This window comes from Duganella aceris, assembly GCF_011090165.1.
GTDB lineage: Bacteria > Pseudomonadota > Gammaproteobacteria > Burkholderiales > Burkholderiaceae_D > Rugamonas > Rugamonas aceris.
This window is the reverse complement of record NZ_JAADJT010000020.1, coordinates 53424-72272: the sequence shown is the minus strand read 5'-3', so window position 1 is coordinate 72272 and position 18849 is coordinate 53424. Positions and strand designations below refer to the sequence as shown.

Annotated in this window: 20 protein-coding genes; 9 read left to right on the top strand and 11 right to left on the bottom strand. The window is 66.2% G+C overall.

All coding sequences use genetic code 11. From position 1 onward, the window contains the following. The first annotated feature begins 238 nt into the window (after window positions 1-238). Window positions 239-430 (top strand): hypothetical protein, encoded by a 192-nt coding sequence (locus GW587_RS29405; RefSeq protein ID WP_166108458.1) that lies wholly within the window; start codon window positions 239-241, stop codon window positions 428-430. Between the two features lies 1 nt (window position 431). Here GW587_RS29405 and GW587_RS29400 read toward each other — a convergent pair whose 3' ends face one another. Together GW587_RS29400 and GW587_RS29395 are read right to left on the bottom strand one after the other, a co-directional pair. Then, complete coding sequence (locus tag GW587_RS29400) at window positions 432-1718, bottom strand: ABC transporter permease (RefSeq protein ID WP_166108457.1); 1287 nt, start codon at window positions 1716-1718, stop codon at window positions 432-434. Between the two features lie 11 nt (window positions 1719-1729). Next, the gene (locus GW587_RS29395) at window positions 1730-2650 is read right to left on the bottom strand and encodes an ABC transporter ATP-binding protein (protein WP_371875664.1); all 921 of its coding nucleotides are present in this window, start codon (window positions 2648-2650) and stop codon (window positions 1730-1732) included. A 161-nt stretch (window positions 2651-2811) separates the two neighbouring features. Between GW587_RS29395 and GW587_RS29390 the strand changes: the two genes are divergently transcribed. Beyond that, window positions 2812-3189: an SPW repeat protein gene (locus GW587_RS29390; RefSeq protein ID WP_166108455.1), complete on the top strand. Its 378-nt coding sequence runs from the start codon at window positions 2812-2814 to the stop codon at window positions 3187-3189. A 25-nt stretch (window positions 3190-3214) separates the two neighbouring features. Here the strand turns inward: GW587_RS29390 and GW587_RS29385 are convergent, their stop codons facing one another. The 8 genes from GW587_RS29385 to rsmB all read right to left on the bottom strand — a co-directional run bounded on the left by GW587_RS29385 (window position 3215) and on the right by rsmB (window position 11316). After that, a complete protein-coding gene (locus tag GW587_RS29385) occupies window positions 3215-4495 on the bottom strand; it encodes an EAL and HDOD domain-containing protein (RefSeq protein WP_166108454.1) in 1281 nt (426 codons plus the stop codon). An 83-nt stretch (window positions 4496-4578) separates the two neighbouring features. Next, on the bottom strand, window positions 4579-5352 hold the full coding sequence (locus tag GW587_RS29380; RefSeq protein ID WP_166108453.1) for a class II glutamine amidotransferase: 774 nt from the start codon (window positions 5350-5352) through the stop codon (window positions 4579-4581). A 38-nt stretch (window positions 5353-5390) separates the two neighbouring features. Further along, window positions 5391-5648, bottom strand: a complete 258-nt coding sequence (locus GW587_RS29375) for a BTH_I0359 family protein (RefSeq protein WP_166108452.1) — start codon at window positions 5646-5648, stop codon at window positions 5391-5393. A 108-nt stretch (window positions 5649-5756) separates the two neighbouring features. Further along, complete coding sequence (locus GW587_RS29370) at window positions 5757-6188, bottom strand: GTPase (protein WP_371875663.1); 432 nt, start codon at window positions 6186-6188, stop codon at window positions 5757-5759. Window positions 6189-6192: 4 nt separating this feature from the next. Then, window positions 6193-6906, bottom strand: a complete 714-nt coding sequence (locus GW587_RS29365) for a response regulator (RefSeq protein WP_166108451.1) — start codon at window positions 6904-6906, stop codon at window positions 6193-6195. A 62-nt stretch (window positions 6907-6968) separates the two neighbouring features. Further along, entirely contained in the window at window positions 6969-9263 is a 2295-nt protein-coding gene (locus GW587_RS29360; protein WP_166108450.1) for a sensor histidine kinase, read from the bottom strand. Next, the gene (locus GW587_RS29355) at window positions 9264-9905 is read right to left on the bottom strand and encodes a DUF4390 domain-containing protein (protein ID WP_166108449.1); all 642 of its coding nucleotides are present in this window, start codon (window positions 9903-9905) and stop codon (window positions 9264-9266) included. It lies immediately after the preceding gene. Beyond that, window positions 9898-11316 (bottom strand): 16S rRNA (cytosine(967)-C(5))-methyltransferase RsmB, encoded by a 1419-nt coding sequence (gene rsmB / locus GW587_RS29350; protein WP_166108448.1) that lies wholly within the window; start codon window positions 11314-11316, stop codon window positions 9898-9900. Before rsmB ends, GW587_RS29355 begins: the two co-directional genes overlap by 8 nt. A gap of 221 nt (window positions 11317-11537) precedes the next feature. On the opposite strand from rsmB, the gene argS reads away from it, so the two are divergent. From argS to GW587_RS29315, 7 genes are read left to right on the top strand one after another with little or no spacing between them, the layout of a single operon-like run. Continuing rightward, the gene (gene argS / locus GW587_RS29345) at window positions 11538-13259 is read left to right on the top strand and encodes an arginine--tRNA ligase (RefSeq protein WP_166108447.1); all 1722 of its coding nucleotides are present in this window, start codon (window positions 11538-11540) and stop codon (window positions 13257-13259) included. Window positions 13260-13279: 20 nt separating this feature from the next. Beyond that, window positions 13280-13951 (top strand): SPOR domain-containing protein, encoded by a 672-nt coding sequence (locus tag GW587_RS29340; RefSeq protein ID WP_229259713.1) that lies wholly within the window; start codon window positions 13280-13282, stop codon window positions 13949-13951. Between the two features lie 24 nt (window positions 13952-13975). Further along, the gene (locus GW587_RS29335) at window positions 13976-14638 is read left to right on the top strand and encodes a thiol:disulfide interchange protein DsbA/DsbL (protein ID WP_229259712.1); all 663 of its coding nucleotides are present in this window, start codon (window positions 13976-13978) and stop codon (window positions 14636-14638) included. Between the two features lie 2 nt (window positions 14639-14640). Beyond that, on the top strand, window positions 14641-15420 hold the full coding sequence (locus GW587_RS29330) for an SDR family oxidoreductase (protein WP_166108444.1): 780 nt from the start codon (window positions 14641-14643) through the stop codon (window positions 15418-15420). Beyond that, on the top strand, window positions 15417-16223 hold the full coding sequence (locus GW587_RS29325; protein ID WP_166108443.1) for a biotin--[acetyl-CoA-carboxylase] ligase: 807 nt from the start codon (window positions 15417-15419) through the stop codon (window positions 16221-16223). Before GW587_RS29330 ends, GW587_RS29325 begins: the two co-directional genes overlap by 4 nt. Next, window positions 16220-16984 carry a type III pantothenate kinase gene (locus GW587_RS29320; RefSeq protein ID WP_166108442.1) on the top strand — a complete coding sequence of 255 codons (765 nt, stop codon included), beginning with the start codon at window positions 16220-16222 and terminating at the stop codon, window positions 16982-16984. Before GW587_RS29325 ends, GW587_RS29320 begins: the two co-directional genes overlap by 4 nt. A 10-nt stretch (window positions 16985-16994) precedes the next feature. Continuing rightward, window positions 16995-17699, top strand: coding sequence for an SPOR domain-containing protein (locus tag GW587_RS29315; RefSeq protein ID WP_166108441.1), 705 nt, complete (start codon window positions 16995-16997; stop codon window positions 17697-17699). On the opposite strand, the gene GW587_RS29310 is transcribed toward GW587_RS29315, so the two are convergent. Next, on the bottom strand, window positions 17700-18845 hold the full coding sequence (locus GW587_RS29310; protein WP_229259711.1) for a septal ring lytic transglycosylase RlpA family protein: 1146 nt from the start codon (window positions 18843-18845) through the stop codon (window positions 17700-17702). Between the last annotated feature and the right edge of the window lie 4 nt (window positions 18846-18849).

Below are 18849 nucleotides of genomic sequence, written 5' to 3'. Positions count from 1 at the left end.
CTAAAAACTCCGGGGTCAGAGCTAAAAACTGGACACGGGCTCTACCGTAGCGGCCGCTACGGTAGAGCCCGTGTCCAGTTTTTAGCTCTGACCCCGGAGTTTTCGGACACGCCTGAAGGCATTGCCGAACGCGCTTTCCGACGAGTAGCTGGGCGCCGACGCGCGCGGCGAATCCGACGGCATCCGCGCCTTTTCGCTGCATCCAGGCAGCATCCACGGACCGCTGGCGCGCTTCGGTGTGCACGACGCGCAAGGCCGGGTGATCGTCGCGCCGGAACGCGACTTGAAGAACGTCGCCCACGTGTATTGTGAGAACAGCGATATCGCCGAACGCACCGCCGGCGATCAGAAATACGGCGTGCGCCCATGGGCGGCCGACTCCGCGCTGGCCGAGCGGCTGTGGCGACTCAGCGCGGCCATGGCCGGCTGAATCAGGCGCGCTGGTCGCGCTGGAATTTCCAGATCGCCACGCCGCCGAACACCAGCGCGAAACCGGCCTGCACCGCCATCGGCGCCAGCGCGCCGGCCAGCCCCAGACCGCGCCAGGTGACGGCGTCGAAGCCGTCGATGGCCCAGCGCGTCGGCACCACCAGCGTGGCCGTCTGCACCCACTCGGGGAACAGGAACGACGGCACCCAGGCGCCACCCAGCATCACCAGGATCAGCGTGGCGAACACGGCGATGCCGCGCGCCGCTTCCGGCGTCTTGCCGAAGGCGGCGATCAGCAAGCCGAAAGCCGCCGTCATCAACGAGAAGCACAGCGCGATGCCGACGAAACCGACCACGCTGCCGATCTCCACCTTGAAGATCAGCATCGCGCACAGGAACATCGCGCACATCAGGCCCAGCGCGATCAGCGCGCCGGACAGCACGCGCGCGGCCAGCACCGTGGTCAGCGACACCGGCGCCGCCAGCAGGCGGTTCCAGATGCCCAGGCTGCGCGCCAGCAAGATGCCGATGCCCATGTCGACGCCCATGAACAGGATGAATTGCACCCCCATGCCGGCGAACGAGTGCGCGTAAGCGTTGTACTTGGGACCGCTGCTGAGCGCCTGGTCCTGCGTGGTGTACGGCACGCTCATGCCGACCGGCACCTCGCCGGCCGCCGGCTGCGCCGCGTTGGCGGCGCGCTGGTCCTGGAATTTCTTCAGGCTGACCAGGAACTCGCCCACCTGCGCCTTGTCGTTCGCCGATGCGTTCGAGGCGCGCAGCTCGGCCAGTTGCTTTTCCGTGTTCGGGCCGCCGGCGGAACTCATCATCGCGGCGCTGGTCACCTGCATCACCTGTTGCGTCAGCAAGCCCTTCACCATCGCCAGCATCGTCGATTGCGACGGATCGTAATACAGCGCCAGCCGTGGCTTGTCGCGGCCGCCGAACAAGGCGTTGCCGGCCTGCTCGCCGAAGCCTTGCGGGATCATCACCGCCACCGCCAGCTTGCCCTCGCGCACGCGGGCCTGCGCCTCGGCATCGGTCAGTTCCAGGATCTTGAGCGAATCGTCGGCCTTGAGGCCGGCGGCGATTTTCTTGCCGTTGTCGGACTGGTCCAGCATCACCAGGCCGACCTCGATCTTGCTGGTGCGCGTCTCCGCCGCGCCGCCGAACAGCGAGCCGAAAAACGCCGCCAGGATGATCGGCATCAGCAGATGCAGCATCAGCGCGCGCTTGTCGTTCAGGTAAAGGATCAGATCCTTGCGGACCAGGGCGATCAATGCGGTCATGGTGACTCCTATCAGTCGCGCAGGCTGCGCCCGGTCAGGTTGAGGAAGATGTTTTCCAGCGAAGTCCTGGCGGTGGCGAAGTGCAGGATGGCGATCCCCTGCCCCGCCAGCCACGCCAGCATCGGCGCGGCGTGCGTGGCGTCGGCCAGGCCGATGGCCAGCGAGTTGCCGTCGCGCTCGATGTCGGTGACGCCGGACTGCTCGCGCATCGCCGACAGCAGCGCGGCGCTGGGCGCGCCGGCCAGCTCGGCATGCAAGGCGGCGCGCGCCGGCAGGCGCAGGTGCAGCGCGGCCGGGGTCTCGTCGGCCAGCACCTTGCCCTGGTCGATGATGACGATGTGGTCGGCCAGCCGCTCCACCTCCTCCATGTAATGGCTGGTGTAGATCAGCGAACGGCCCTGCGCCTGCAACGCTTCGAGCGTGTCGAAGATGGCGTTGCGGCTTTGCGGATCGACGCCGACGGTGGGTTCGTCGAGGATCAGCAGTTGCGGATCGTGCAGCAGCGCGGCGGCGATGTTGAGGCGGCGCTTCATGCCGCCGGAGAATGTCGACGGCTTGTCGGCCGCGCGGTCGGCCAGGTTGACCAGCGCCAGCGCCTGCTCGCAGCGTTGCTTCAGCAGCGCGCCCTTGAGGCCGTACAGCGCGCCGAACAGCCTGAGGTTTTGCAGCGCCGACAGATCGTCGTACAGCGCCAGGTCCTGCGGCACGAAGCCGATCTTGCGCTTGGCGGCGCTGGCGCCCTGGCCGATCGGCTCGTCGTCCATCAGGATGGTGCCGGCGTCGGCGCGCAGCAGGCCGCAGATCATGCCCACGGTGGTGGACTTGCCGGCGCCGTTGGGACCGATCAGCCCGACCGTCTGGCCGCGCAGCACCTGGAACGAAACACCGTCCACCGCCTTGCGTGTCGCGTACGACTTGGATAGATTTTGCACGCGGAGTAGAATCGAAGCCATGGTAAACCGTCCCGTCGAGTGTTCGTCACGCAGCCAGCATAGCTGTCCGATATCGATTTGGCAACCAGGTTGAACTTTTCGGTGGGCGCGTGGACTAAGTTAGGACGCCGCCGTCCGGCGGTATGACTATGGGAGGCACTATGGAAACCAATCCAACCGTCAAACGCTGGCAAGACCAGCTGATCTTGTTGCTCGGGCTGTGGTTCTTCATCACGCCCTGGGTATTCGCCTATCCGCTACCATCGGTGCAAGCATGGACCGCGTTCATTTCCGGCGCGGTGATGGTGGTGCTGGCGGCGTTCGATCTGTACAAGACCTACTTCTGGGCCGTGGTGCTCAACCTGCTGGTGGGGATCTGGGTCGCGGTCTCGCCGTGGGTGCTGGGCATGGCCGACAACGCCGAGCTGACCTGGAACGCGGTCATCGTCGGCGTCGCCGCGGCCGTGCTGGCGTTGTGGGAAATGCGCACCGATCCGGAACTGGTCAAGCATTGGCCGGGGGCCGGGCACGCCACCTGAGCCGGACGTGGTGCGCGATGTAGGCCTACAGCGCGTAGCGCACCACGTTGTCGCTCCACTCGAAGGCGGCCATCTCCAGTTCCACCAGTTCATCGGTGGACATGGCGAGGTCGCGCAGCGTCGGGACGATGTGATCGCCGAAGTCTTCCAGCCGTTCGATGCATTCGGCCAGCTTGAGCAGGTCGCCGTAGAAGCCGCCACGGTTCTGCAAGGCGTCCGCCACCTCGTCGTTGACGGGAATCTGCGACAGGATTTCCGTCATCGAAATGCCGAACAGCGTGTCCATCAGCGACATGATGCCGACCGTGAAGGCGATATCGGCGGCGCTGCGCTCGCTCGGCCGCAGCTTGGCGGCCAGCAGCTCCAGCAGGCGGCCGCGGGTGGTGGCCAGCATCAGCAGCGGCGTCATGCTGTGGCCGCGCTTGCTCGGTTCGGCGTACAGCATGATCTGCAGCCAGCGCTGCAACTGGCGCCGGCCGAGGATGGTCACGGCCTGGCTCAGCGAATCGATGCGCTGGCGCGCGCCCACCGCCGGCGTGTTCACCAGGCGCAGCAGGTTCAGCGCCAGCGACACGTCGCGCTTGATCGCGCGCTCGATTTCCTGGTTGTCGGCGTCCGACGTCACCAGCGTCATCAGCTCCATCACCGCCAGTTGCGACGGCGACAGCTTCTTGCCGCTCATGATGACCGGCTTGGAGAAGTAGTAGCCCTGGAAGTAGTCGAAGCCCAGGTCCAGGCAATTCTTGAACTCCTCGCGCGTCTCGACCTTTTCCGCGACCAGCTTTTTCTTTTCCTGACGGAAGCGCGGCGCCACCTTCATCAAGGCCGACAGCGGGATGTTGCGCATGTCCATCTTGACGTACTCGACCAGCGGCAGCAGCGCGTCCACGGTGTCGCTTTCGCCGGTCACGTCGTCCAGCGCGAAGCTGAAGCCGTGGCCGACCAATTCCTTGATGCGCGCCAGCACCGCCGGCGTGGCCGGCATGGTGTTGACGATCTCCAGCACCACCTTTTCGCGCGGCAGGAAGGAGAAGATGTCGCTCATGATGACGTCGGCGTCGACATTGACGAAGCCAAGCGCGTCGCCGATGGTTTTCTCCATGCCCAGCTGCGAGGCGTGGGCGATCACCGCCGCCGTCGCCGACAGATCGTTGCTGATGTTGGCCGGCCCGACAGGAGCGTTGCGGAACAGCAACTCATAGCCGAACAAGCCTTGGTTGCGGTCCAGGATAGGCTGTCGGCCCAGGTAGAATTCGCGCACGCGCAGGCTGTCGGGTTCCATGTCGTTAAAGGAGAGGTCAATCATCGCTAGTCCAGATTCAGAGGGCAGGTATTTCGCCACACTAATATTCTGACATTAATGCGGTGCGGTGTCTTGGATAATTTATATCAGACCGCCGCTTGGGGGACGCCGTCGATGAATAACTTCAGTTCGCCCGGAATAAACCCGGTCCATTGCTCATTGGTGGTCAAGGGCTGGGTGACGATGATGGCGACCCGGTCGTCCGGCGTTGTTACCTGGGAGAAATCCACGCTGACGTCCTCGTCGGACAGCTTGGCGGTGTCGAACGGATGCTGGCGCACCAGATAGAACAGGTTGGTCGAACAATGGGCGAACAGTTCGCCGCCGGACGACAGCATCATATTGAACGTGCCGTGGGTGGCGATTTCATGTACCAGGCCGCTCAGCGCCGAGCGCAGGTCGGCCAGCGGCGGGCGCACAGCGCCGAAACGGGCGCGCAACTGCTGCAAGATATAGCAGAAGGCCCGCTCGCTGTCGGTGCTGCCGACCGGGCGGTAGGCGCCGTCCAGCGCCGGCGCGAAGGCCTTCAGGTCGCCGTTGTGGGCGAACACCCAGTATTGCCCCCACAGCTCGCGCACAAAGGGATGGCAATTCTCCAGCGCAACCTTGCCCTGCGTCGCCTTGCGGATATGCGCGATAACATTGGTGGATTTGATCGGGTAACGCTTGATCAGCTCGGCGATCGGCGACGCGATCGCCGCCTGGTGGTCGACGAAATGACGCACGCCCGCGCCCTCGAAGAAGGCGATGCCCCAGCCGTCATGGTGGGTGTCGGTATGGCCGCCACGCATGGCGAAGCCGGTGAAACTGAAGACAATGTCGGTGGGGACATTGCAGTTCATTCCTAGAAGTTGGCACATGGTGTGATTATAACCACACCATGCGCCGCCGTGCCCGCTTAATGCAGCAGCACCGGATGACTCATCAGCGCATCGTAGCTGCCGAGGAATTCATCGATTTCCTGCATGGTCGGTTCGCCGGCGATCAGCTCGTTGACGTCGCGGCGGAAATGTTGCGCCAGGATGCCGGCAATGAAGATCTCGCGTTTGCCACCCTTGTCGACGATCTCGTAGCCGCCGAAGCGCAAGGCGTCCAGACTGCGGTCGGCGCCGAATTCGACAACACTATACTGCTCGCTGTTGTAGATGAGGTTCATGTTGCTTCCTTTCACAAGGGGCGAAACACCATCGGTTTCGCCTTCAACTCCGAGTTGGGGCTGAAAGCGGTCCATTTCAAGCCCTTTCGGGCCCGATCAGCGGGCGGATTACCTTGCCTCGATATCGGCTTGCAAATCCAGCAACTCGCCGTACGGCGCCTCGGACAGCCAGGAACGCAGCAGGTCCAGATGCTCGGCGGATGCCAGACTGATGTAGAGCCGCGCCGGGGGACGACGCAGCACACGATTCAATGTTACTCGCAAAACGAGATTGCCGCTGCAATGCAGACAGCCGGGGGCAATACGCAACACTTGCGGAACAGGATCGTAGGGGATGGGGCCGTCTGCGGGATCGAAGGCCAGCGCCGATCCGCCGTCCGACAAGCCCTCCAGAATGATGACGCTGGCCACTCCCGTTTGCAGGAGGCCGGCGATGGCGGTTTCGCGCGCGCCGGCGCCGGGACCGGTGACCAGCCAGGTCGGCACCGGCGGCCGCGCCGGCCTGGCCGTGGCCGCCGTCGTGGCGGACGGCGCGGTCACGGGCTCAGACGCCCTTCTTTGCCAGTTTGCCCGGCTCGACGCCGAGTTGCTTGAGCTTGCGGTACAGGTGGGTGCGTTCCAGCCCGGTCTTTTCCGCCACCCGCGTCATGCTGCCGCCTTCGCGGCCCAGATGGTGCTCGAAGTACATGCGTTCGAACGCGTCGCGCGCCTCGCGCAGCGGCAGGTCGAACGACAGGTTGAACATATGATTGTCGGCGCCGGCGATGGTGGCGCCGCCGCGCACGGCGATGGCCGACGCCGGATTCGGCTGATTGAACCCGGTGTTCGGCGCTTCCTCCGGCTGGCTCGCGGCCACCGGACGCGGCGCCAAGGCCGGCGCGCGCACCGTTTCCTGGGCGCGGGTCAAGCCTTGCTGGACCGCCTTCAGCAGTTTTTGCAGCGCGATCGGTTTTTCCAGGAAATTCAACGCGCCGATGCGGGTCGCCTCGACCGCCGTATCGATGGTGGCGTGACCCGACATCATAATCACCGGCATGGTCAGCAGCCCGTCGCGCTGCCATTCCTTGAGCAGGGTGACGCCGTCGGTATCCGGCATCCAGATATCGAGCAGCACCAGATCCGGCGCGCCGCCGGCGCGCGCTTCGCGTGCCTGTTGAGCGTTCTCGGCCAATTGTATTGCGTGTCCCTCGTCGCTCAAAATTTCCGAGAGCAACTCGCGAATGCCCATTTCATCGTCCACAACCAGAATGTTTGCCATCTTCCCTTGCCTTCCTCATTTCGCCGGATCTATCCAGCAATGATTTTTTTAGTCACCAAACTTTAGGTATTTTGCGACGCCGGTGCTAACTTTAACAGCAAAATCAATACCGACGCGCCACTTCTATCGACATGGTTCTGGATATCGATCCGGCCCCCATGCTCATCGATAATTTTTTTCACCATCGCCAGGCCGAGGCCGGTGCCGCGCGCCTTCGACGTGACGTACGGTTCGAACGCCCGCGCCAGGATTTTCGGCGCGAAGCCGGGGCCGTTGTCGGTGATCGCCAGCCGCACGGCGGTGCGGGTGCAGCCGTCCGCGCCCTGATAATGAATGGCTTCGCTGATCACGTCAATGTGCGCGCGCGGCGCGCCGGCCGGCAACTCGGCCATGGCGTCCTGCGCGTTCTGCAGCAGGTTGTGGATCACCTGGCGCAGCTGGGTGGCGTCGCCCATCACCAGCGGCAAGCCCGGCGCCAGCTGCGGATGGATGATGTCGTTGCCCTCGCCGCTGATGTACAGGTTCAGGATCTCCTCCACCAGCGCGTTCAGGTCCAGCGGCTCCAGCACCGCCGGCGGCGTGCGCGCGTAGTCGCGGAAGTCGTCCACCATGCGCTTCATCGCCGCCACCTGGTTGACGATGGTGGCGGTGCCCTTGTTGAGCAGTTCGGTGTCGACCGGGTTCAGCTTGCCTTCGAGCTTCATTTGCAGGCGCTCGGCCGACAGCTGGATCGGCGTCAGCGGATTCTTGATCTCGTGCGCCAGCCGGCGCGCCACCTCGCCCCAGGCGATCGAGCGCTGCGCCGAGATCACGTCGGAAATGTCATCGAACACCACCAGGTAGCCGCTGCCGCTGTCGATCGGCAACCGCGAGCCGCGCGTCAGCAGCGTCAGGTCGTTGTCGTCCAGGCTGGTCGAACGGCGCGGCACCTCGATCTGGCGCTGCCAGTGCATGCGCTGCAGATTGCGGCCGGCGGCCGACTGCGCGCTCTGCGCCGCGAAGCCGGCCACGATGGCGGCGCCGAATTCCTGCAGGCCCTCGATCTCGTCGAGCTTCTGGCCGATCATGGTCACGCCGGCCTGGTGCAGGATGCGCTCCACCGAATCGTTGCAGCTGATCAGATGGAATTCGTGGTCCAGCACCATCACCCCGGCCGACATATTGGCCAGCACCGATTCCAGGTGGGTCTTGGCGTTTTGCAGCGCCGAACGGTTGCGCTCGACGGCGCTGCGGGCGTCCGACAGCTGGCGCGTCATCATGTTGAACGATTGCGTCAGCGTGCCCAGCTCGTCGGAGGTGGCGACGATCGGTCGCGGCGACAGATCGCCCTCGGCCACCGCGCGCGTGCCCTCGGCCAGCAGCAGCAGCGGCTGCGCCAGGTCGCTGGCGATCAGGAAGGCGCTGGCGATGGCGCCGAACACCGCCAGCAGCAGCGTCAGCGTCAGGGTCACGATGTACATCTTGCGCAGGCCGTCGCGCGCCGTGGAGCGCTCCTTGTAGTCGGCGTAGGCGCTGCGGATGGTTTCGCCGTCGGCGGCCAGCTGCGTCGGCGCCAGCTGCAGCAGCTGCAGGTAGCGCGGCGCCAGATGGGTGCCGTTGGGCTGCACGTGGTCGGGTATGGCCATCACCACCCGCAGCCGCAGCGCGTTGGCGTTGTCCTGCGGCGCGGCCGGGGCGTCGATCAGATTGCTGCGCAGCTCGCCGCCGCCCTCGGGCGCGCCGTAGGCGTCGTCGCTCTTGGCCTTGGCCATCATCTCGCGGCTCGGCAGCGCGGCGCTGAGGTTGCCGCTGCGGCTGGCGCGGGCGCTGACGATCAGGCCGCCCTCGGCGTCGACGATGATCGCGCTCTGCATGCCGGTCTCGTCCTTGACCAGCGCCGCCAGCGTGGCGCGCTCGGTGCCGAACGGCCGGTCGGCCAGCTGCTGCACGGTGCGCTCGGCGGTCACCTTGAGCTCGCCGACCGAGCGGTCCAGGCCGGCGATGCTGAGGTTGATGCCGGACTCCAGCGCGGCCTCGACCGGCACGTTGAACCACGAATCGATCGAATGCGAGACGAACTGCACCGACACCAGGAAGATCACCAACCCCGGCAGCACGCCGATGGCGGCGAACAGCAGCACCAGCCGCGTCATCAGCTTGGAGCCGAACTTGCCGGTCTTGTAGCGGGAATACAGGCGGAACAGCGACACCGCCACCAGCAGCAGCAGCGAACCGGCCACCGCCGCGTTCAAGCCCAGCAGCCAGCCGTAGTAGCGGTCGAAAAAGCCGGACTTGTCGGAGGCCGAGGCCAGCATGAACAGCAGGATACTGACGATGGCGCCGCCGACGACGGAAAAATACCGCAGGGCCGTGCTCACTTACTCCGCCTTGTAACGGAAGGGTTTCTTTTCAGAGGTCAGGCGCCATTCGCTGTTGTTCAGGGCGTTGACCTTGAGCGGCTTGGGCACATAGTTGGTGTCGAGCCCCATGCTCAGGTTGACGTTGTACCACTCGCCGACCTTGAGCGCGCCGCGCGGCGCCACCAGCCAGCGGTTCGGGCGGCGGATCAGGAACAGCGCGTCCTCCAGCGAGGAGAAGTTCTGCGACACGCTGCCGTTGACCGAGACGCCGTACTGGCGCGTCAAGACATTATAAGAAAGGCTGATGGTCTGGCGCGCGACGATGGCTTTTTCGTCGAACCAGTACCAGCGCGGGCGGGTGAATTCGATTTCGGTGGCGAAGTACAGCGAGCGGCCGTACTGCAGCGTGTCCTCCATCTCGCGGCTCAGCTCGAAGGCGTAGGTGGCCGACAGGCGGTAGCCCTCGTCCGACGCCTCGACCAGCGCACGGCGGATTTCGACCCCATCATAGGCCTGGGCGGCCTGTGGCGCCAGCAACCCCGTGGCCAGGGCCAGGATCAGCAGCAATTGCCCGGTCAGGAGTCGAAAAAATCGTTGTGTCACGTGTGGGCCGGTGCTCAAGGGGTCCGAAGAAGTAAAACAGGCAAAACGGTTACGCATTTTTCTGGAACAGGGCGTAGAACAAACCATCGTGATCCTGCCCGGCGCCGCCGGCGGGGAGCAATTGACCGGGCGCGTCCAGCCGCGCCGCCTGGTTGCGGACGGCGAAAGCGGCCGCCTGCGCCTCGGATTCCTGCGGCCACAACGAACATGTCACGAACAGCAATTTACCACCCGGGGCCAGCATCTGCCAAAGGTTGTCGAGGATTTTGCCGGAAAGTGTTGCAAGTTGGAGCGTGTCGCCCTTGCGCCGCAGCCAGCGGATATCCGGATGGCGGCGCACGATGCCGGAGGCGGTGCACGGCACGTCGGCCAGGATGCGGTCGTAGGGCTGGCCGTCCCACCAGCCGGCGCTTTGCGCGTCGGCCGGCTGCAGCGCGGCCTTCAGTTGCAGCCGTTCCAGGTTCTCGCCGACCCGCACCAGGCGCTTGGCGTCGGCGTCGAGCGCGGTCACGTCGGCGTCGGCCAATTCCAGGATGTGGCAGGTCTTGCCGCCCGGCGCGGCGCAGGCGTCGAGCACGCGCATGCCGTCCCGGACGTCCAGCAGCGGCGCGGCCAGCTGCGCGCCGGCGTCCTGCACCGACACCAGCCCGTCGCCGAAGCCGGGAATCAGCGCCACGCCAACCGGCTTGGCCAGCCGCACCGCGTACGGGCCGATCCGGGTCGCCGCCATGCCGGCCGCGTCCAGCGTGGCCAGATACTGTTCCATCGTGGTCTTGCGCGCATTGATGCGCAAGGTCAGCGGCGGCGCGGTGTTGCCGGTCGCCAGCACGCCCTGCCAGTCCTGCGGCCAGGCGGCCTTGGCGGCGTCGATCCACCACTGCGGGTAATTCCATTTCGCGACCGGCTGGATCAGCGCCGCGTCCAGCAGCGCCTTGCGCTCGCGCAGGAAGCGGCGCAGCACCGCGTTGACCATGCCCTTGGCGCGGGCGGTGTCCGGATGGGCGTCGGCCGCCGTCACGGTCTGGTCGACGATGGTGAATTCCTCATACGGCGGCGTCTCGTCGGGCGCGGTCATCAGCGCCAGCGCGCACGACAGCAGCGCCGACACCAGCGGTTCCGGCGCCTTGGGCGCCATCAGCGCCACCAGCGCCTCGCTCTGGCCGAGCTGGCGCATGGCGCGGTAGGCGATGTCCTGCATCGCGCCGCGCGCCTGCGGCAGCGTCTCCTGGCGGCCCCAGACCTGGGCCAGCGCCTGCGGCAGGTTGGTGCCGGTGCGGACCTGGGCCACCGCGTGGGCGGCGCCGATCAGGCTGAAGGCCAGCGAATCGGGCTTCAGGCCGGTCTGGAAGCTGGTCTGCGGCGCCGGTTTCAGCTCGCGCGCATGGCTGGCGCGCATTTTGGGGGCCGCGGCCTTCGCGGGCGACGCCTTCGCGGGGGACTTCAAGGAGAGCGTCGTACGCTTGTTCATATGCTAATTCCAGAGTGGGGCCGGCTGCCGTGATCGCGCAGTATACAGCAGTGCATATGACATAGCGATTACGGCATTTGTAACGGTTGTATCCGGCACCCCGCATCGCTGGCCGCGCATCTTGGCAAACCAGTATAATTACCGCTGTTTGGCCGGCCCCGCCGCCGGCCGTTTTCGCTTCCGGATACATTTTTTAGCGCGGCCCCGCCGCCAGACTGCCCATGCTCGCCCAACAAAAACAAGATATCACCGCCCTGTTCCAGGCCGCCCTCGCACCGATCCTGGCCGGCATCGACGGCGCCGCCACGCTTGTTCCGAATGTTGTGCTGGAGCGCCCGCGCGACCCGTCGCACGGTGACGTCGCCTGCAACATCGCCATGCAACTGGCCAAGCAGCTGAAAATGAACCCGCGCGAACTGGCCACCAAGGTGGTCGAGGCGCTGCTGGCCAACCCGGCCGGCAAGGGCCTGGTGGAGGCGGTCGACATCGCCGGCCCCGGCTTCATCAACCTGCGCGTGACCGCCGCCGCCAAGCAGGCCGTGGTCAAGACCGTGCTGGCGCAGGGCGCCGCCTACGGCAACAGCGAAGCCGGCAAGGGCAAGAGCGTCATCATCGAATTCGTCTCGGCCAATCCGACCGGCCCGCTGCACGTCGGCCACGGCCGCCAGGCCGCGCTGGGCGACGCGCTGTCGTCGCTGTTCGGCGCCCAGGGCTTCGACGTGACCCGCGAGTTCTACTACAACGACGCCGGCGTGCAGATCCAGACCCTGGCCAACTCGGTGCAGGCGCGCCTGCGCGGCCACAAGCCGGGCGACGCCGCCTGGCCCGAATCTGCCTACAACGGCGACTACATCGCCGACATCGCCGCCGACTTCCTCGCCAAGAAAACCGTGTCCGCCTCGGACGGCTCGCCGGCCACCGCCACGGGCGACATCGAAGACATCGAATCGATCCGCCACTTCGCCGTGACCTACCTGCGCAACGAGCAGGACATCGACCTGCAGGCCTTCGGCGTCAAGTTCGACAACTACTACCTCGAATCGTCGCTGTACGCCGACGGCAAGGTCGACGCCGCCGTCGACATGCTCAACAAATCCGGCAAGACCTACGAGGAAGAAGGCGCGCTGTGGCTGCGCACCGAGGACTACGGCGACGACAAGAACCGCGTCATGCGCAAGAAGGACGGCACCTACACCTACTTCGTGCCGGACGTGGCCTACCACATCGTCAAGTTCCAGCGCGGCTTCGGCCAGGCGATCAACGTTCAGGGCTCCGACCACCACGGCACCATCGCCCGCGTGCGCGCCGGCCTGCAGGCGGTCGACGTCGGCATCCCGCAAGGCTTCCCCGACTACGTGCTGCACAAGATGGTCACCGTGATGAAGGGCGGCGAAGAGGTCAAGATCTCCAAGCGCGCCGGCTCCTACGTCACCGTGCGCGACCTGATCGAATGGTCCGGCGGCGGCGACATCACCAAGGGCCGCGACGCGGTGCGCTTCTTCCTCATCTCGCGCAAGGCCGACACCGAATTCGTGTTCGACGTCGACGTCGCGCTGAAGACCTCGGACGAAAATCCGGTGTATTACGTGCAGTACGCCCACGCCCGCATCTGCCGCATGCTGGAACAGTGGACCGGCGACGAAGCCGCGCTGGCCAACGTCGACCTGTCGCCGCTGACCGCGCCGACCGAAGCGACGCTGCTGGCGACGCTGGCCGCGTATCCGGAAACGCTGGCGCGCGCGCAGGCGGAACTGGGCCCGCACCAGATCGCGTTCTATCTGCGCGACCTGGCCGCCAACCTGCACAGCTTCTACTTCGCCGAACGCGTGCTGGTCGACGACGAGGCGCTGAAGGCGGCCCGTATCGCGCTGATGGTCGCCACCCGCCAGGTGCTGCGCAACGGCCTGGCGCTGATCGGCGTCTCCGCTCCCAACAAAATGTAATGCGAAGGACATCCCGCACAATGAAGTTACGCTCCCAGCAAGGCAACACCTTTATCGGTATCGTTATCGGCCTGGTCATCGGCCTCGCCATCGCGGTGGTGGTGGCCCTGGTCATCACCAAGGGCGCCACGCCGTTCACCGACAAGGGCCATGCGACCAAGTCGACCGAAACCACGGCCGGCCAGGCGGCCGATCCGAACAAGCCGATGTACGGCAACAAGGAAGCGGCGCGGGAAGCGGCAAAGGATTTTGCGAAGGATACGCCCAAGGCGCCGGCCGCCGATCCGCTGCAGGCGGTGGTGGACAAGATCCAGGCCACGCCGACCACGCCGGCGCCTGCGCCTGCGCCGAAGGCCGCGCCCGCGATTCCAGCCGCCGCCAACGTGGCGCCGCAGCCGGTGGCGAAGGCCGCTCCGGCGGCCGCCGCTGCCGCAGCCGACAACGGCGGCGACGAGAAATTCATCTACTACCTGCAAGCCGGCGCCTTCCGCGAAGTGGCCGACGCCGAAAGCGCGCGCGCCAAGCTGGCCCTGTTGGGCTTCGAGGCCAACCTGTCCGACCGCGCCACCGACACCGGCGTGCTGCACCGGGTGCGTATCGGCCCGTTCAACCAGGTCGAAGCGATGAACAAAGTACGTAGCAAATTATCCGAGAACGGCATCGATGTCGCCGTTGTACGCAACCAGAAATAAGCCAGGAGTTTCAAGATGCGATTGATGAAATTTGTAGTGGGCGCGCTGATGATGGGCGCAATGGCACTGTCGTCCGCCTCGCCGGCCGATCCGAAAAACGGCGTCGAGTACAAGACCCTGGCCACGCCGCAGGCGGTCGACACCGGCAAGAAGGTCGAGATCATCGAGTTCTTCGACTACGCCTGTCCGCACTGCTCCGCCTTCGATCCGGCGCTGACCGCATGGGTCAAGAAACAGGGCGACAACATCGTCTTCAAGCGCACCCACATCTCGCGCTCCGGCACCGACCTGCCGCAGCAAAAAATGTTCTTCACGCTGGAAGCGATGGGCCTGCTGACCGAAGCGCTGAACTCCAAGGCCTTCGCCGAGATCCACGTCAACCACAACCGCATGAACCGCGATGAACTGGTGTTCGACTTCGTCGCCAAGCAGGGCATCGACCGCCAGAAATTCATCGACACCTATCGCGGCTTCGGCGTCGCCGGCCGCGTGCGCAAGGCCACCGCGATGATGGACGCCTACGAAGTCGATTCGTGGCCGATGCTGGCCGTGGACGGCAAGTGGATGACGTCGCCGACCATGGCCGACGCCGAAAAGAAATCGGCCACCACCGAAGCGCAGCTGCACGGCGCCGTCACCCAGGTGCTGGACGTGCTGGTCGCGAAAGCGAAAGCGGAAAAGAAATAAGCATGACGCCTTCGCGCGTCTTCATCACCGGCGCCTCCAGCGGCATCGGCGCCGCGCTGGCCGCCGAGTATGCGGCGCAAGGCGCCACGCTCGGCCTGCTGGCCCGGCGCGGCGACGCACTGGACCGGCTGATCGCCACCCTCCCCCATCCTGAACGCCACCGCGCCTACGCGGTCGATGTGCGCGACCACGCCGCCATCGCCACCGCCGCGCAAGCCTTCCTGGCGCACGCCGGCGGCATCGACGTGGTGATCGCCAACGCCGGCATCTCGGTCGGCACGCTGACCGAATTCGCCGAAGACATTCCGGTGTTCGCCGACGTGATCGCGACCAACGTGGTGGCCACCGCCGCCACCTTCGCCCCGTTCATCGCGGCGATGCGGGCGCAGCGCACGCCGGGACGGCTGGTCGGCATCGGCAGCGTGGCCGGCATACGCGGCCTGCCCGGCGCCGAAGCCTACAGCGCCTCCAAGGCGGCGGTGATCAGCTACTGCGAATCGCTGCGGCTGGAAATGCACCGCTACGGCATCCGCGTCGTCACGCTGTGCCCCGGCTACATCGATACGCCGATGACGCAGGTGAACCCGTATCCGATGCCGTTCCTGATGGCGCCGGCGAAGTTCGCCGCGCGCGCCGCCCGCGTCATCGCCGCCGGCGACAGCTACGCCGTCATCCCGTGGCAGATGGGCGTGGTGGCCAAGGTGCTGCGCCTGCTGCCTAACGCGGTGTACGATTTCGCCTTCAGCAAGGCGCCGCACAAACCTCGCAAGACCGCATCATGACCAACTTATCCGCAGCCGCCATCACGGCCCATTGCGCCACCAGCGCCAGTCACGTCGCCATCGAGACGGTGGCCGAAACCGGCTCCACCAACGCCGACCTGCTGGCGCGCGTCGACACGCTGGACGGCCCGGTGCTGCGCATCGCCGACAACCAGACGGCGGGCCGTGGCCGCGCCGGCCGCGCGTGGCTGTCGCAGCCCGGCGCGGCGTTGATGTTCTCGCTGGCGTGGCGCTTCAAGGGGCCGCTGCATCGCATGTCCGGCCTGCCGATGGCGGTCGGCGTGGGGCTGGCCGAGACCATCGCCTCGCTCGGCGTGCCGGTGCAGATCAAATGGCCCAACGACCTGCTGCGCGACGGTAAAAAACTGGCCGGCATCCTGGTCGAAACCCAGACCGCGAAACAGGACAGCGACGGCGCCATCTGGGCCGTGATCGGCGTCGGCCTCAATCTGATCATGCCGGACGAACTGGAAGCGGCCATCGGCCGCGAAGTGGCGGCCGCGCCATGGCTGGCGCAGATGGACCGCAACCAGCTGATGGCCGCGCTGCTGAGCCGTCTGGCCGCCGTGCTGGCCGAATTCGACGACACCGGCTTTGCGCCTTTCGCCGAACGCTGGAACACGCTGCACGCGTGGCAGGGACAGCACGTGGTCCTGCTCGACAACGGCGCGGTGACGCAGCAAGGCGTGGCCGCCGGCGTCGACGCCATCGGCCGCCTGATGCTGGACACGCCGCAAGGCCGGGTCGACGTGCTGTCCGGCGACGTCTCGCTGCGCCTCTCCTCACCTATCGGAACATCATGATTCTACTCATCGACGCCGGCAACACCCGCGTTAAATGGGCGCTGGCCGCACCCGGCGCGGCGCTGGGCGAATGGACCGCGCACGGCGCGGTGGCCCACACCGATCTGCCGCAACTGGAACTGGCGTGGAGCGAAGCGACCGCCGGCCGTGAGGTCAGCGGCATCCTGATCGCCAACGTCGCCGGCAACGCGCTGCACGTACATCTGGAATACGTCCTGCAGCGCACCTTCCCCGCCATGCTGCCGCAGCTGGCGATCGAATGGTTCGCTTCCGTGCCGGCGCTGGCCGGCCTGACCAACGGCTACCGCAACCCGGCGCAACTGGGCTGCGACCGCTTCGCCGCCGCCATCGCCGGCCACGCGCTGGCGCCGGACCGGCCGGTGATCGTGGCCAATTGCGGCACCGCCACCACCATCGACGCGGTCACCGCCGACGGCGTGTTCCTCGGCGGGATGATCCTGCCGGGACTGGGCCTGATGGCTAGTTCGCTGGCGCGCAACACCGCGCAGTTGCCGCAGATCGCGCAAGACGGTAAGCTGCCGGACGGATTCGCCGACAACACCGACGACGCCATCCTGAGCGGCTGCATGACCGCGCAGAGCGGCGCCATCGAACACGCGTTCGCGCTGCACGGCGCGGCCGAGTGCATCATCTCCGGCGGCGCCGCACCCTTCATCGCGCCGATGCTGAAGGTGCCGTACCGGATCGTCGAGAATATCGTGCTGATCGGATTGCATGCCGCCGCCGGCGGCGCCGAATGAGGAAGCCCTTGTGCTGAAATTTATTTTCTGGTCGCTGTTAGCCGTCAACGCCGCGCTGTTCGCGTATGGACAGGGCTATCTCGGCCACTTCAGCGGCAACGAGCGCGAGCCGGAACGCCTGCTCAAGCAGCTCAACGCCGACAAGCTGGTCATCATCCCGGCCGAGAAAGCCAACAGCGCGGCGGCCGCCACCGCCGCTACCGCAAGCGCAGCCGCCGCAGCCAACGGCGCCGCCAAGGCCGCGCCCGAGGTACTGGCCTGCGTGGAGATCGCCAGCTTCGTGCTGGCCGACGCGCGCCGCTTCGAAGCCCAGCTGGCGCCGCTGAACCTGGGCGACCGCCAGTCGCGCCACAACCTGCCCGGCACCGAAGTCTCCGGCTACATCGTGCATATTCCGCCGCAGGGCAACAAGGAAGCCGCTGACAAGAAGGCGGCCGAGTTGCGCGGCCTGGGCGTCAGCAACTACTTCATCATGTCCGACAATTCGCCGCTGCGCTGGGGGATTTCGCTGGGCGTGTTCAAGACCGAAGGCGCGGCGCAGAACCAGCTGGCGATGCTGGTCAAGCAAGGCGTGCGCACCGCGCGCATCACGCCGCGCATGAGCGGCAGCAAGCTGCTGGGCTACCAGTTCCGCGAGGTCGACGCGCCGCTGAAGGCCAAGCTGGAACAGATCCGCGCCGGCTTCCCCAACACCGAAACCCGCGCCTGCAAATAATCAGCGCTGGATCACAATCGGCTTCAGGCTCAGTGACGACGGCAGGCCTTGCGCCGCCAGCAGCGCTTCCTGGCGCGTGGCGAACGGGCCGCTGAACAACCGGTGCACCGAGCCGGCCTGCACCACTTCCAAACCATTCAAGCCAGTGCCGGCAAGCTTGCCGCGCACCGCTTCGGCATTCTCGGCGCGCGAGTACGCGCCCAGCTGGATGTAGAAGCCGGCGGCGGCCGGCGCGCCCAGGCCGGGCATCGCCGGCGTGGCGGACGCGGACGGCGCCGTCGACGCCGTCGGCATGCTGGCCTCGTCCGGCGCCCGGTCCGACAACATCAGCGCCGTGACCTGCGGCGTCAGCGCGCTGGGCACCGGCTGCGGCGACAGCACCAGCGGCTGGATCAGCGACGGCGCCGATGGCGGCGGCGTCGCCGTCACCAGCCGGTCCTTCGACTGCGACTGAAGGCGCGGCTTGGTGGTGCCGGACACGCCTTCGCGCGACGCCTGCATGCGGTCGATCTCGTCGGGCAGGATGCGCTCGATCTTCAGCTCATGACTACCCTTGCCCAGCAAACCCAGTTTCAACGCCGCCGTGTACGAGACATCGATCGCACGGCTGGCATGGAACGGCCCGCGATCATTGATGCGCACCACCACCACCGCCCCGCTGACCATGTTAGTCAAACGCGCATAGGAAGGAATCGGCAGCGTCGGATGCGCCGCCGTCATCTTGTACATATCGTACAGCTCACCGGACGAGGTGCGCTGGCCATGGAACTTCTTGCCATACCAGCTGCCGACACCGATCTGCGAATACGGCTGATTGTCGGTCAACGGCGTATAGGTCTTCCCGAACACCACATACGGACGATTGGAGCGCGGCAGCAGCGGATCGTTGCGCACGTCGGCGTCCGGCACATCGGCCAGGTTGGCAGGCGGCGCATCGCCCGGACCATCGTCCTGGTAGTAGCCGCCGCGCCCGGAATTCGCCGGCGGCAGCACCGGCAGCGTGGTCGCCGGCTTGGTGGTGGACGGCGCCTTGATCACCGGCGGATGCACGCGCGACGACTTGGACAGCGGGCCGCTTTCCTCGGTCGGCAAACTGCCGCAGCCGACCAGCGCCAGCGCCGCCGTCAAGACGGAGACTTTCAACATACAA

Coding starts and splice junctions, on each gene's coding strand:
- GW587_RS29325 (WP_166108443.1), top strand. CDS start 15,417: ATGACCAACTTATCCGCAGCCGCCATCACGGCCCATTGCGCCACCAGC.
- GW587_RS29335 (WP_229259712.1), top strand. CDS start 13,976: ATGAAATTTGTAGTGGGCGCGCTGATGATGGGCGCAATGGCACTGTCG.
- GW587_RS29340 (WP_229259713.1), top strand. CDS start 13,280: ATGAAGTTACGCTCCCAGCAAGGCAACACCTTTATCGGTATCGTTATC.
- GW587_RS29330 (WP_166108444.1), top strand. CDS start 14,641: ATGACGCCTTCGCGCGTCTTCATCACCGGCGCCTCCAGCGGCATCGGC.
- GW587_RS29320 (WP_166108442.1), top strand. CDS start 16,220: ATGATTCTACTCATCGACGCCGGCAACACCCGCGTTAAATGGGCGCTG.
- rsmB (WP_166108448.1), bottom strand. CDS start 11,316: ATGAACAAGCGTACGACGCTCTCCTTGAAGTCCCCCGCGAAGGCGTCG.
- GW587_RS29385 (WP_166108454.1), bottom strand. CDS start 4,495: ATGATTGACCTCTCCTTTAACGACATGGAACCCGACAGCCTGCGCGTG.
- GW587_RS29355 (WP_166108449.1), bottom strand. CDS start 9,905: ATGCGTAACCGTTTTGCCTGTTTTACTTCTTCGGACCCCTTGAGCACC.
- GW587_RS29375 (WP_166108452.1), bottom strand. CDS start 5,648: ATGAACCTCATCTACAACAGCGAGCAGTATAGTGTTGTCGAATTCGGC.
- GW587_RS29380 (WP_166108453.1), bottom strand. CDS start 5,352: ATGTGCCAACTTCTAGGAATGAACTGCAATGTCCCCACCGACATTGTC.
- GW587_RS29390 (WP_166108455.1), top strand. CDS start 2,812: ATGGAAACCAATCCAACCGTCAAACGCTGGCAAGACCAGCTGATCTTG.
- GW587_RS29365 (WP_166108451.1), bottom strand. CDS start 6,906: ATGGCAAACATTCTGGTTGTGGACGATGAAATGGGCATTCGCGAGTTG.
- GW587_RS29310 (WP_229259711.1), bottom strand. CDS start 18,845: ATGTTGAAAGTCTCCGTCTTGACGGCGGCGCTGGCGCTGGTCGGCTGC.
- argS (WP_166108447.1), top strand. CDS start 11,538: ATGCTCGCCCAACAAAAACAAGATATCACCGCCCTGTTCCAGGCCGCC.
- GW587_RS29400 (WP_166108457.1), bottom strand. CDS start 1,718: ATGACCGCATTGATCGCCCTGGTCCGCAAGGATCTGATCCTTTACCTG.